At 50.9% G+C, this 13,183-nt stretch carries 13 protein-coding genes; all 13 read left to right on the forward strand.

Going from position 1 to position 13,183, the window contains the following annotated elements; genetic code table 11:
* Positions 1 to 179 precede the first annotated feature (179 nt).
* The 13 genes from Q4551_RS04290 to Q4551_RS04350 all read left to right on the forward strand — a co-directional run bounded on the left by Q4551_RS04290 (position 180) and on the right by Q4551_RS04350 (position 12,594).
* The gene (locus tag Q4551_RS04290; RefSeq protein WP_303431979.1) at positions 180 to 1,514 is read left to right on the forward strand and encodes a Na(+)-translocating NADH-quinone reductase subunit A; all 1,335 of its coding nucleotides are present in this window, start codon (positions 180 to 182) and stop codon (positions 1,512 to 1,514) included.
* 2 nt (positions 1,515 to 1,516) lie between these two features.
* Positions 1,517 to 2,728, forward strand: coding sequence for an NADH:ubiquinone reductase (Na(+)-transporting) subunit B (locus Q4551_RS04295; RefSeq protein WP_303431980.1), 1,212 nt, complete (start codon positions 1,517 to 1,519; stop codon positions 2,726 to 2,728).
* Positions 2,718 to 3,515, forward strand: a complete 798-nt coding sequence (locus Q4551_RS04300; RefSeq protein WP_303431981.1) for a Na(+)-translocating NADH-quinone reductase subunit C — start codon at positions 2,718 to 2,720, stop codon at positions 3,513 to 3,515. Before Q4551_RS04295 ends, Q4551_RS04300 begins: the two co-directional genes overlap by 11 nt.
* A gap of 1 nt (position 3,516) precedes the next feature.
* On the forward strand, positions 3,517 to 4,179 hold the full coding sequence (locus Q4551_RS04305) for an NADH:ubiquinone reductase (Na(+)-transporting) subunit D (RefSeq protein WP_303431982.1): 663 nt from the start codon (positions 3,517 to 3,519) through the stop codon (positions 4,177 to 4,179).
* A complete protein-coding gene (gene nqrE, locus Q4551_RS04310) occupies positions 4,179 to 4,793 on the forward strand; it encodes an NADH:ubiquinone reductase (Na(+)-transporting) subunit E (protein WP_303431983.1) in 615 nt (204 codons plus the stop codon). Before Q4551_RS04305 ends, nqrE begins: the two co-directional genes overlap by 1 nt.
* A gap of 12 nt (positions 4,794 to 4,805) precedes the next feature.
* Positions 4,806 to 6,029 carry an NADH:ubiquinone reductase (Na(+)-transporting) subunit F gene (nqrF, locus tag Q4551_RS04315; RefSeq protein WP_303431984.1) on the forward strand — a complete coding sequence of 408 codons (1,224 nt, stop codon included), beginning with the start codon at positions 4,806 to 4,808 and terminating at the stop codon, positions 6,027 to 6,029.
* A gap of 263 nt (positions 6,030 to 6,292) precedes the next feature.
* Positions 6,293 to 7,483: a fatty acid desaturase gene (locus Q4551_RS04320; protein ID WP_303431985.1), complete on the forward strand. Its 1,191-nt coding sequence runs from the start codon at positions 6,293 to 6,295 to the stop codon at positions 7,481 to 7,483.
* Positions 7,484 to 7,597: 114 nt separating this feature from the next.
* Entirely contained in the window at positions 7,598 to 8,269 is a 672-nt protein-coding gene (locus tag Q4551_RS04325) for an SDR family oxidoreductase (RefSeq protein WP_303431986.1), read from the forward strand.
* Between the two features lie 48 nt (positions 8,270 to 8,317).
* Complete coding sequence (locus Q4551_RS04330; RefSeq protein ID WP_303431987.1) at positions 8,318 to 8,686, forward strand: hypothetical protein; 369 nt, start codon at positions 8,318 to 8,320, stop codon at positions 8,684 to 8,686.
* Between the two features lie 467 nt (positions 8,687 to 9,153).
* Positions 9,154 to 10,140 carry an ABC transporter substrate-binding protein gene (locus Q4551_RS04335; RefSeq protein WP_303431988.1) on the forward strand — a complete coding sequence of 329 codons (987 nt, stop codon included), beginning with the start codon at positions 9,154 to 9,156 and terminating at the stop codon, positions 10,138 to 10,140.
* Positions 10,140 to 10,754: a hypothetical protein gene (locus Q4551_RS04340; RefSeq protein ID WP_303431989.1), complete on the forward strand. Its 615-nt coding sequence runs from the start codon at positions 10,140 to 10,142 to the stop codon at positions 10,752 to 10,754. Before Q4551_RS04335 ends, Q4551_RS04340 begins: the two co-directional genes overlap by 1 nt.
* Positions 10,751 to 11,815 carry an iron ABC transporter permease gene (locus tag Q4551_RS04345; RefSeq protein ID WP_303431990.1) on the forward strand — a complete coding sequence of 355 codons (1,065 nt, stop codon included), beginning with the start codon at positions 10,751 to 10,753 and terminating at the stop codon, positions 11,813 to 11,815. Before Q4551_RS04340 ends, Q4551_RS04345 begins: the two co-directional genes overlap by 4 nt.
* The gene (locus tag Q4551_RS04350) at positions 11,812 to 12,594 is read left to right on the forward strand and encodes an ABC transporter ATP-binding protein (RefSeq protein WP_303431991.1); all 783 of its coding nucleotides are present in this window, start codon (positions 11,812 to 11,814) and stop codon (positions 12,592 to 12,594) included. Before Q4551_RS04345 ends, Q4551_RS04350 begins: the two co-directional genes overlap by 4 nt.
* Positions 12,595 to 13,183: the final 589 nt, after the last annotated feature.

A 13,183-nucleotide genomic window follows, 5' to 3' on the forward strand; every position in this document is an offset into this window, starting at 1 on the left:
TACTAACCGCCGATTTTTCACTTAGTAAACTTAGCAAACGAGTATCCAAGTGCTTGTTTCCCAATGCAATTGCAAGTAATACGAGCCTGCTTCCAGCTTCAGTGATGATTTTGGTGGCCTGTTCGTGTGTTTGTGTTGCGGATTCTGGCGCAGCGGACTCATGTGATTAGGCGAGGCATATGATCAAAATTAAAAAAGGTCTCGACTTACCTATCACCGGAATTCCTGAGCAAACCATTACATCGGGCCAGAACGTAACGGAAGTTGCGATACTGGGCGCGGACTATGTTGGTATGAAGCCAACAATGGCTGTTCAGGAAGGTGATTCGGTCAAGAAGGGACAAGTCCTATTTACAGACAAGAAGACCGAGGGGGTGCAGTTTACCGCTCCGGTTGCGGGTGTGATCAAGGCGGTAAACCGCGGCGATCGCCGGAAATTCTTGTCGATTGTTATCCAGCTCGAAGGTTCTGATGAAGAAACCTTCAATCATTATCCAGTAGATGCGCTGTCATCCCTGGCGGCAGCCGATGTCCAGAGCAATCTGGTGAACTCCGGTTTGTGGACCACTCTGCGTACCCGTCCATATTCCCGGGTACCGGCACTGGACAGCACGCCTGATGCTATCTTTGTCAATGCCATGGATACCAACCCGCTGGCAGCCAATCCGGAATTGATCATTGCCGAGCAAGCCGATGCTTTCAAGCATGGGCTGCAGGTGCTGAAAAACCTGACAACTGGCAAGCTGTTTGTCTGCAAGGCACCGGGCGCCAATATCCCGGCCGCTGGTGTAGAAACAGTGGAAGAGTTTGCGGGAGCTCACCCGGCTGGATTGGCGGGCACGCATATTCATTTTCTGTACCCTGTCAGTGAACAGCGCACCGTATGGACAATCGGTTATCAGGATGTGATTGCCATTGGTATCCTGTTTACGACGGGCAAGTTGTCTTCCGAGCGCGTCGTCGCGCTGGCAGGCCCACAAGTCAAAAAACCGCGTTTGATCCGTACTCTGGTCGGTGCCAGCTTGCAGCAGTTGACTGCTGGTGAACTGGTCAATGCCGAGAACCGTATTGTTTCAGGTTCTGTGTTTGGTGGTCGTACTGCCGCCGGAGCTGAGTCTTTTCTGGGTCGCTACCACAACCAGATCAGCGTACTGCGGGAAGGGCGTGAGCGTCCATTGCTGCATTACCTGACTCCAGGTGCCAATCGCTTCTCTGTGATGCCGATTTACCTGTCCAATCTGATGAAGAAGAGCTTTCCGTTTTCGACTTCAACCAACGGCAGTGAACGTGCCATGGTGCCTGTCGGCGCTTATGAACGTGTGATGCCGCTGGATATGCTGCCAACCCAGTTGTTGCGAGCGTTGATTGTTGAAGATATGGAATCGGCCGTTGCGCTGGGTGCACTGGAGCTGGATGAAGAAGATCTGGCTCTGTGTTCTTTTGTTTGCCCAGGCAAATATGAGTACGGCCCGATCCTGCGTAAAAATCTTACTCGAATTGAGGCGGAGGGCTGATTATGGGTCTGCGAACTATGCTTGATAACCTGGCGCCTTTGTTTGAGAAGGGCGGCAAGTACGAAAAGATGTACCCGCTGTATGAAGCGGTTGATACCGGTCTGTTTTCACCACCGAATGTGACCAATAACACGGCGCACGTACGGGATGGCATTGACCTCAAACGTATCATGATCACGGTATGGGTCTGTACCTTTCCGGCGATGCTGTTTGGTATGTACAACATTGGCTTGCAGGCGAACGAAGCCATGGCAGCCGGTGCCGGTACCGTCATTGAAGGATGGCGCGAGTTTCTGATTGTATTGCTGGGTGGTGGTGCTCACGATGCGGCCAGCTTCTGGGATAACTTTGTTTTTGGCGCGGCTTATTTCCTGCCTGTTTACGCCACGGTCTTTATTGTGGGCGGTTTCTGGGAAGTGTTGTTTGCCACCATTCGTCGCCACGAAGTTAACGAAGGGTTCTTTGTGACTTCCGTGCTGTTTGCTCTGACCTTGCCCCCCAGCATTCCGCTGTGGCAGGTGGCTCTGGGCATTTCGTTTGGTGTTGTGATCGGCAAGGAAGTGTTCGGTGGTACGGGCAAAAACTTCCTCAACCCGGCACTGACGGGTCGTGCTTTCCTGTTTTTTGCTTACCCGGCCAATATGTCAGGTAATGCGGTATGGACGGCAGCCGATGGCTTTACCGGTGCGACAGCATTGAGTAATGCGGCTGAAGGCGGCGTACAAGCTATTATTGATGCGGGTGTTAGCTGGAGTGATGCGTTCTTCGGCACTATCCAGGGCTCCATGGGTGAAACCAGTACGCTGGCGATCCTGTTGGGTGGTGTGGTACTGCTGGTGATGAATATTGCTGCGTGGCGTATTGTCGCGGGTGTGTTTGGCGGCATGGTGGTTTTCAGTCTGTTGCTGAATATGATTGGCTCAGACACCAACTATATGTTTGCCCTGCCGTGGTACTGGCATCTGGTCGTTGGTGGTTTTGCGTTCGGTATGATCTTTATGGCTACCGATCCAGTGTCCGCTTCCATGACCGATACCGGCAAGTATGCTTTTGGTGCCTTGATCGGTTTTATGGTGGTTATGATTCGGGTGGTTAACCCGGCCTTCCCTGAAGGCATGATGCTGGCCATTCTGTTTGCCAACCTGTTTGCGCCACTGATCGACCATTTCGTAGTGCAGGCAAACATCAAGCGGAGGATCGCCCGTGTCAGCTAATAACGACAGCATTCAAAAAACTCTGACGGTTGCTATTTTGCTGTGCCTGGTGTGCTCGGTGATTGTTGCCGGTGCCGCAGTGGGTTTGCGTGGCAAACAGAATGAAAACAAGGCCAATGATAAAAAAATAGCGGTATTACAGGCTGCTGATTTGTATGTCGAAGGCCAGCCGGTAGCTGATCAGTTCACACAGATTTCTACCCGTATTGTTAATCTGGAAGCAGGACGTTTTGCGACGGATGCTGAACTCCAGGAAATCCGTGATGCCGGTTTGACGGTCGAAAACTTCGATCAGAAAAAATCGTCCAAGACGCCTGCGCTGTCTCGTGCCTTGTCTTCTGAAGAAGATGAAGCCAGCATCAAGCGTCTGGAAAAATACGCGGCGGTCTTTATTGTCGGCGGTAGCGATCATATCGAGAAGATTATCCTGCCGGTTCATGGCTATGGTCTGTGGTCTACCTTGTATGGCTTCCTGGCGCTGGAAGGCGACATGGATACCATCGTTGGCCTGGGTTTCTATTCTCATGCTGAGACCCCGGGACTGGGTGGTGAAGTCGATAATCCCAAGTGGAAAGCACTGTGGGTGGGCAAAAAAGTCTTTAATGATCAAGGCAATGTCGCAATCAGTGTCGTAAAAGGTGGTGCAGAAGCCGGTAACCCTTATCAGGTTGATGGCTTGTCCGGTGCTACCTTGACCAGCCGTGGTGTCAGCAATCTGGTACGTTTCTGGGTTGGTGGCAAAGGCTTTGGCGAATTGCTGAACAAACTGAAAGGACAGGGGGCGTAATATGTCTGATCTGAAAAAAGTTCTTACCGAACCGCTTTTCAGCGCAAACCCGATTGCAGTTCAGATTCTGGGTATTTGTTCTGCATTGGCAGTAACGACCAGCCTGAACGTAACACTGGTTATGTGTCTGGCGCTGACTTCGGTAACGGCGTGTTCCAACTTTGGTATCGCGCTGATCCGTAATCATATTCCAAACAATATTCGAATCATCGTACAGATGATTATTATTGCGTCACTGGTTATCGTGGTGGATCAGATCCTCAAGGCGTATGCCTATGAAGTCAGCAAGCAGTTGTCGGTGTTTGTTGGTCTGATCATTACCAACTGTATCGTGATGGGACGCGCAGAAGCCTTTGCCATGAAAAATGGCCCGGTGCTGAGCTTCTTTGACGGTATCGGTAATGGTCTTGGCTACTCCGTGGTTCTGGTTTCTGTTGCGACCGTGCGTGAGTTGTTTGGCTCTGGCAAATTGTTTGGTTTCGAGATCCTGCCATTGATTCAGGATGGTGGCTGGTATCAGTCCAACGGTTTGCTGCTGTTGCCGCCGTCTGCCTTCTTTATTATCGGTGGTTTCATCTGGATTCTGCGTACTGTGAAGACCGAACAGGTCGAAGCACCAGATTTCAAAATCCTGCCTAACACTGAACACTCAGGAGGTCACTAATGGAACACTATATCAGTCTGTTCGTTAAGTCCGTCTTTGTGGAGAACATGGCGCTGTCGTTCTTCCTCGGAATGTGTACCTTCCTGGCAATCTCCAAGAAAATTCAAACGGCGATTGGTCTGGGTGTTGCGGTTATCGTGGTGCTGGGTATTACCACACCGGTCAACAACCTGATTTATACCTACTTGCTTAAAGAAGGTGCGTTGACCTGGATCTCCAACGATTTTGCTGCGGTTGATCTGAGCTTCCTGGGCCTGCTGACCTATATCGGTGTTATTGCCGCCATGGTCCAGATCCTGGAAATGGTGCTGGATAAGTATGTACCGGCTTTATATAACGCGCTGGGTGTATTCCTGCCGCTGATCACGGTGAACTGCGCCATTATGGGTGCTGCCTTGTTCATGGTGGAACGTGACTACAACTTTGGTGAAAGTACCGTATTCGGTATTGGTGCCGGTGTGGGTTGGGCGTTGGCCATTGCTGCTTTGGCAGGCATTCGTGAAAAACTGAAGTACAGCGATGTGCCAGCAGGTCTGCAAGGTCTGGGTATTACCTTTATGACTGTAGGTCTGATGTCTCTTGGCTTCATGTCCTTCTCTGGCGTATCACTGTAAGGAGACGAAGTTTTGGATATTGAAATTATTCTGGGCGTAGTGATGTTCACCGTGATTGTATTGTCACTGGTGTTCATCATTCTAGGCGCTCGCTCCCGGCTGGTTAGCTCGGGTGATGTAACCATCATGATCAACGGCGAGCGGGAAGTAAAAACCGAAGCCGGTGGCAAGCTGCTGCAAACTCTGGCCGCTAATAATATCTTTCTGTCGTCTGCTTGTGGCGGCGGTGGTACCTGTGCCCAGTGCAAGTGCAAGGTAACGGAGGGTGGCGGTGAAATGCTACCTACCGAAGCCTCTCACTTCACCAAGGGTGAGGCCCGTGAAGGATGGCGGTTATCCTGTCAGACACCAGTCAAGCAAGATATGGTGGTTGAAGTTCCAGAAGAAGTGTTTGGGGTGAAAAAGTGGGAAACGACCGTTGTTTCCAACCCGAACATGGCAACCTTTATCAAGGAGCTGACACTGGCTTTGCCTGAGGGCGAAAACGTTGACTTCCGTGCTGGTGGTTATGTGCAGCTGGAATGTCCTCCGTATGAAATCAACTTCTCTGACTTCGATATTGAAGAGCAATATCGCGGTGACTGGGAGCGTTTTGGTTTCTTCGACATCAAGGCTGTTAACAAGGAAACCACCATTCGTGCCTATTCCATGGCTAACTATCCAGAAGAAAAAGGTTTGGTGAAGTTCAATATTCGTATTGCAACGCCACCACCAGGATCCCAGGGTATTCAGCCAGGTATTATGTCGACCTTCGTCTTTAACCTGAAACCAGGTGACAAGGTGACGGTATACGGTCCATTTGGTGAGTTCTTTGCTCGTGATACCGATGCGGAAATGGTCTTTATCGGTGGTGGTGCCGGTATGGCACCGATGCGTTCGCATATCTTCGATCAGCTCAAGCGTTTGCACTCCAAGCGCAAGATCAGCTTCTGGTACGGTGCGCGTTCATTACGCGAACTGTTCTATCAGGAAGAGTACGACAAGCTGGCTGAAGAGAATGAAAACTTCGAATGGCACGTGGCGATGTCTGATCCACAGCCAGAAGATAACTGGGACGGTCTGACCGGCTTTATCCATAACGTACTGTATGAACAGTACCTCAAGGATCACGCTGCGCCAGAAGATTGTGAGTACTATATGTGTGGGCCTCCAATCATGAACCAGTCTGTAATCAACATGTTGCTTTCTCTGGGTGTTGAGCCTGAGAACATCATGCTGGATGACTTCGGTGGCTGATCACTGAGTTGTTCCTGAAAGCCGCGCTGACAGCGCGGCTTTTTTTTGCCTGTTATTTGAGCGCAAAGAGGGCTACCCGGTTTTCTGGCGATAGAAAGGTAGTGAAACTCGGGCTCATCAGGAAGGTATTGTGACAATGGGGCATTTTTAACCCTATTTCAGTCTATTTCACTCATGTCGCATGTCGAATGACACAATCGTGGTTTAGTATAAATACTAGAGGTGTGTTTGTTACTGCACCGACTGTCACTAGAAAGGGTATTATGCTGTCAAACGATCAAGCACCATCTGCCAGCGAGCAGAGTGAAAATAATCAGAACAATAACAAGCCGCCTATCTACTGGGTTCCAACCATCATGTTTGCAGCCAGCACGCTGGGCGTCTTGACCCTGGTGCCCTGGTATGGCTTCACCTATGGTTATGAGACCTCGGCCTGGGTTACCTATATTGTGATCACCTGGCTGACAGGGATGGCGATTACCGGTGGCTATCATCGTCTCTGGTCGCACAATGCCTATGAAGCACACTGGGTGTTGCGGCTGTGGTACGTCTTGTGGGGAGCTTCTGCCCTGCAGAATACCGTGTTGGAATGGTGTTCTGGCCACCGCAAGCACCACCGTTATGTTGATGATGTCGAGCATGATCCATACTCCGCCAAGCGGGGGTTGTGGTTTTCCCATATCGGCTGGATGCTGCGAGAGTGGCCGTCAGGCAAAACTGACTACGCCAACGTCAAAAACCTGCTGAAAGACCCCATTGTGATGTGGCAAGACAAATACTACGTCTGGATTGTATTGGCCATGAACGTGGGTCTGCCTGCTGCGCTGGGATGGATGTTCGGGGATGTCTGGGGCATGTTGTTGCTGGCGGGTTTGCTGCGCTTGTTTACGACCCACCACGTTACTTTTTTTATTAATTCCATTGCTCATAAATGGGGTAGCCAGCCTTATACCGATGAAAATACTGCACGCGATAATCCGTTTTTTGCCTTTCTGACCCATGGTGAGGGCTATCACAATTACCACCATATTTTCCAGAATGACTACCGCAATGGTATTCGCTGGTACCACTGGGACCCAACCAAATGGTTTATCAAGGCCTGCTCATGGGTTGGCCTGGCCTCTAATCTGAAAACCGTATCTGATTTTAAAATCCAGCGCGCCAAGGTTCAGATGCAGTTCAAGCGAGCGAAGGAAGAGCTGGCTTTGCGGCAGCTTAAAGAAGCCGATTACCAGCGCTGGAGTGCGGTGCTGGAAAATGAATATGCCCAGTTTAAATCCATGCTGAACGACTGGACCAACCTGCAAGGGGAGCGTTACTCCAGTACGCGTCAGTCTCTGGCTTGTCGCTGGGAAAAGGCGGCGATTCGTACGCGCTACCAGGAGCTGGAATATGCGCTCAGAATGCAGCACCAGCGTATGCAGGCGTTGATGCTTGAACTGACGCCTGCCTGATCAGCCTGATCAGAGGTGGTCGCCAGGAAAACACCATAGTCATTGCATCCTGTCACGGCCCTTGGTTAGTATGGCGCGGATTGTTCATATCAACCGACCAGACAGGAGAGAGGCATGGCGAATGTACTGATTACCGGGGCCAACCGGGGTATTGGGCTAGAACTGGTACGTCATTTTTCCAGTCGTGGAGACTGCGTTATGGCGGTTTGTCGTGAGTCTTCGGAAGCATTGGATACACTGGCAGACCAGATTATTACCGGTATCGATATGACCGATGCCGAGGCTGTCCAGGGGTTGCAAACGATCGTGGCGGAGCTGTTGGATGGACCGCTCGATCTACTGGTCAATAATGCCGGTATCTTTGCCAACGACACTCTGGATCAGCTGGACTTCGAACAGATCAGTCGCCAGTTTGAAGTGAATACCCTGGCACCGCTGCGGCTCGTACACACCTTGCTGCCGCTGATGTGTGAGGGCAGTAAAATTGCCAATATTACCAGCCGCATGGGATCTATGGCAGATAATGGCTCCGGTGGTTACTACGGCTATCGAGCATCCAAGGCTGCATTAAACGCGTTCGGCAAAAGCCTGGCAGAAGATCTCAGACCTCGCGGTATTGCCGTGGCACAATTACATCCCGGCTTTGTCCAAACCCGCATGGTGAACTTTGCGGGTGATATTTCTCCGCAGCAAGCAGCCGAAGGGCTGGTTGCTCGCATCGATGAGCTGACAATAAGCAACAGTGGTGGTTTCTGGCACTCCAATGGCCAGCCTTTACCCTGGTGACATTCGTTATACACACCGCTACAACAACCGCTTCAACAGGATATTTACATGGCAAATGCCCGTATCACCAAAAAATACCATACACGTTACCTGGCTGATTTTTTTGTCGAATGCACTCAGGCAAAAGAGTGGGAAGAGAAACTCAAGGCACTGAGCCTGGAAGATAAAACCGATACAGCGATCGATGGGTTCCCAGCCAGCTTCGAACAAGAATTCCCTGAAGTGGCTGGTCTTGGTCTTCACTACTGCATCGAACGCGTTGAACTGGCCGATATTCCGCGTGCTGCTTCTTGCTGGTGGCCGGTCGATGAAGCGACCCAGTATTTTATGTGCTACCCGGCCGACTTCCCACAAAGCGCGATCTTTATGGCCATCGATTTCGATAATACCGATCATGAATGTGGTCATGACCACTAGGCACGACCCAGTAACACCTTTCTGAATAGTCCCTGCCATTGGTCTGGCATGACAGCGCCCGCTTGAGCTTCGTCTCAAGCGGGCGTTGCTGTTTTTGATCAGTGTTGATGGATTATCTCTCCTCAGGCCATTGTTGTGATTGCCGGATCTGCAACGGAGGCTGTTTTTATCAGGTTTGTTACTTCGTTAGGTAGTTTGTATATATAACGACATGGTGTCTGTTTTGCGACATGAGCTGTCACATTTGATTTATAAAAATCTATAAAAATCAATATATTATAAATTTATACAGATGGTACCTGTTTTGCTTCTCAAGTTATTACTATTGAAGCATTCCTATAAAGGTAACCAAAGTGAACGTGTTGTGGGAAAAAACCGGAAGATGTAATAGCTGGCTGCTGCATATCCTCTTGGGGGTGATATTACTGTCTGCTCATCAGGCTGTGGTCGCGGCCAAGACAACGTCGATGACAACCGATATGGCTGGCAGAGAAGTCATCTTGCCTGATCATATACATCGCCCACTCGGGGCCGCTCCTCCCTTGACTGCTCTGCTTTACGCACTCGATCCTGAGTTGGTACTGGCGTTGAATATTCCTTTTTCTCCGGCCAGCGATGGCTTTGTTGATCCCCGGATGTCGACCCTGCCGATTATTGGCAGCTCCATGGGGCATGGCCGCCAGGTTAACCCTGAAACCTTGCTGCAATTGCAGCCGGATGTGGCACTGGTTTGGTTAAACCGGTTTATGTCCCCAGGCAGTGATGTGATTGAAAAGCCGTTTCGCACCACTGGCATTCCGATTGTGTACGTCAAGCTGGATACGCTGGAAGACTGGATAGCCGCATTTGAGTATGTCGGGTCTTTGGTTGGGCGGGCTGAACGGGGCAAGCAACTGGCCGCCTATATCCGCCAGTCCTTGCAACGGGTTAGCAGCGGGTTGGCTGGTATTGGCAATAAACAACAGGTGACCGTGTATTACGCCGAAACAGCCGATGGCCTGGCTACCGATTGTCATACCTCCTTCCATACTGAAGCAATCAACCTGGCTCACGGGTACAACCTTTATCGTTGTCAGCCGAAAACCATGATGGGGCAGGAGAGAGTGGATATGGAGCAGGTCATGCTTTGGAATCCGCAGTATATCGTCGCCCAGGACTCTATGTTTACTCGTAGGGCGGCTGCCGATAAACGCTGGCAGCGGCTTTCAGCCTTCCTCAATCAACGGGTACTGACTGTGCCGCATTTACCCATGAACTGGCTGGATCGGCCACCGTCTTTTATGCGGGCGTTGGGTATCCAGTGGCTGGCGAATGCGTTTTACCCACAACAGTTTCCATTCAACCTGAAAGAAGAAACCCGTTATTTTTACCAGCTGTTTCTGGGTGTGGATCTGACCGATCAGCAGCTGGCAATCTTGCTGGATAGCGACCAGGCAATCAAAGGAGATGAGTAATGAGCAAGCGTGATATCGACGAATTGAACCGGATACCAGCGGATGCCAAACAAATAGACTGCTTTTGCAGTGGCTCCCAGCTGCAAGCCGAACCGCAGGAGCGCTGGATGAATCGTAAAGAGACAGAAGCTTTTCCAGCGGTGCCATTACCCTCCAGCGCATTGTATAACGAGGTCGGGGCCGAGGCTCTGACCGGCTTGGTTGAGCGGCATCACCAACGGCTTCAGCTCAGCGTGATCGGTACCTTGTTTCCACAGCAACCCCATGCCTTTGCCGCTACGGTCGCCAAAAGTGTGGCCTTTATTCTGGAAGGGGCCGGGGGGCCGGTTGATTTTACTGAACGGCATGGAGAGGTGCGTATGCGTGAGCGACATTTCCCTGTCAGTATTGATGAAGCCGCACGTGATGTCTGGTTGCTGGAATTATTGCGCAGCTTTGATGATGTGGACTTTCCATCGCACTGGCGGGACACCTATTGGCGTTGGATGGAGGCATTTTCTTTACGTATGGTGAACCGCCGCACACGTATGGAGCCGTTATCGCGTTATCGGCTGGCAGATGCCCAGGCCAGTCTGCTGGCCAACCTGGCGGCGTTTGGCCGCCTAGAGCAATGACGGACTGGTTATTAAAAGCCTCCGGGCGACTGTCATACCACTGGCCAGATTACCTGTCTGGCCGCTGGATGCTATTGGTCGGACTACTGTCAGCCGCCATTCTACTGTCCTTGGGTTCAGGCCGTTATGCACTGGAAATACAGGATATTGTACAGTTTTTTATGGCCCATATTGGCTGGCAGACAATGGATAGCAATCGCTACGAGTTGCTGGAAACCTTGCTGATGGAGATTCGCTTGCCCCGGTTGCTAACTGCGGCTTTGGTGGGGGCTGCGCTGGCCGTTTCTGGCTCAACCTATCAGGCGGTGTTTATTAACCCTCTGGTTTCTCCCGGATTATTGGGAGTACTCGCAGGATCTTCATTCGGTGCTGCCTTGATGATGGTCTTGGCGCCAGCCTGGTGGATGGTACAGCTGGGGGCCATCGCTGGCGGCCTGTTAGCCGTGGTAGTGGCGCTGGGAATTGGCCGCATGTTTGGTAATGCCTCGACCATTATGCTGGTGCTGGGCGGTATTTTTACCGGTGCCTTGTTTGCCGGCCTGCTGGCATTGGTAAAATACGCTGCCGATCCTTATGAGCAGTTGCCAGCCATTATCTATTGGCTGATGGGGTCGCTGGGGTTAGCCAATATGGATGATCTGGCCCTGTATGCACCACTGATGCTGGCAGCGATTATTGGTTTGACGTTACAGGGGAGGGTGCTGGATATACTGACCCTGGGAGACGATAGTGCAACGGCGCTGGGGTTGTCGGTCAGTCGGGTACGGCTGATGCTGATTCTGCTGGCAACGCTGGCATCGGCATTAACGGTCTCGCTGGTGGGTATGATCGGCTGGGTTGGCTTGCTGGCCCCTCATATTGCCCGCCTGCTGGTCGGGCCATTAAATCGCCAGCTGATACCGGCCAGCGCCCTGGTTGGCGCCATTTTCATGCTGTTCGCCGACGTGTTAGCCAGAAGCCTCATGGCGGCGGAACTCCCTATTGGTGTTGTGACCGAACTGATCGGACTGCCTGTGTTTCTGTTGGTGTTGCGTAATGTTCGTAAAGGGTGGAATACATGAACGATATTGTGATGACGGTTAGTCACCTGACGTTCCGTTACCCGCACCAACCTCAGCAGACAATTCTGAATGACATCAGTTTTCATATTGGCACTGGAGAAGTGGTGTCCTTGTTGGGCGCCAATGGCTGCGGTAAAAGCACCTTGCTGAAACTGTTGCAAGGGTTGTTGCAGCCGACTCAAGGCGATGTTTACTTGCTTGGCAAGCGAGTGCAGGAGTGGACGCGGCGGGATATTTCCCGGCTGATTGCTTATGTTCCTCAGGCGGGACAGCTGCCTTTCCCATACCGGGTACGGGACCTGGTCGCGATGGGGCGTATTCCTCACCACGGCTTTTATCATCAACCTGGCAAAGATGATGACGCGGCAATTGATGAGGCTATGCAGCGTTTGGGGATCTCCGACCTGGCCAATAAAACCTGTACCGAACTCTCTGGTGGTCAGCAACAGCTCTGTTTTCTCGCTCGGGCGCTGGCGCAGCAAACGACGGTGATCCTGATGGACGAACCGGTGAACGGCCTGGACTTTGGTAACCAGTGGCGTTTGCTTTCCCTGCTAAAAGATCTCGCCGCCGACGGCTACAGCATTATAAAAACCACCCACTACCCGGATCATGCTCTGGGGTTGCCGGGGAGGGCGGTGTTGTTGCATCAAGGAAAAATCCTGCAGCAAGGGCCGCCACCAGAAGTGATTAACCCGGCGTCTATCCGGACGCTGTACCAGTTGGACGAAAGCAGTTATCCCGCCTTGCGTTACCATCATAATCCTCAAGAAAGCTGAGAGTGGGGTTGGGGTTCAGAAGTCAAAAACTGAATCACCCCGGCTTTTGGGAAGGCTCCAATTTATTGGAGCACTGTCATTTATAGATGTGACCTGAAGTGTGAACGCACTGGCGCATGCCTTGCCCCCGTCTCAATGGACTGGCTATCCAGCCCTACAAGTCAATCTAGCTTCGATTAACAATCAGTTGACTCAATATATGTAAATATAAGTAATATAAAAATAGGATATTTCTCAGGCTTGTTTGATCTAAAAACAGCCTTCTAGTCAAAAAGCGGATCAAAAAAGAACCAAAAAGCTACTAAAAACACAATTCCGTCTTATTTACGACAATTATAGGTATTTGTACTACATATAACATTGCAAGCCTGCCAAACGCCGCCAATCTCCTGTTGATGCCACCTTCAGTACATCACGGTATATCACTGTAATTTTGATTTATTTACTTAAAAATCAAATAGTTATTTTTAAGTGATGGTGGTTTTTCTGGTTGATAAAACTTCATGCAACAACTGGTATATCTGTTGCTATTCCCTCCGTATGTGTCGTTATTTAGTTAAACATCATATAAAAGTATTCGCTTGCCAGA

The sequence above is a fragment of the Oceanobacter sp. 5_MG-2023 genome, from assembly GCF_030548165.1.
Taxonomy (GTDB): Bacteria; Pseudomonadota; Gammaproteobacteria; order Pseudomonadales; family Oceanobacteraceae; genus Oceanobacter.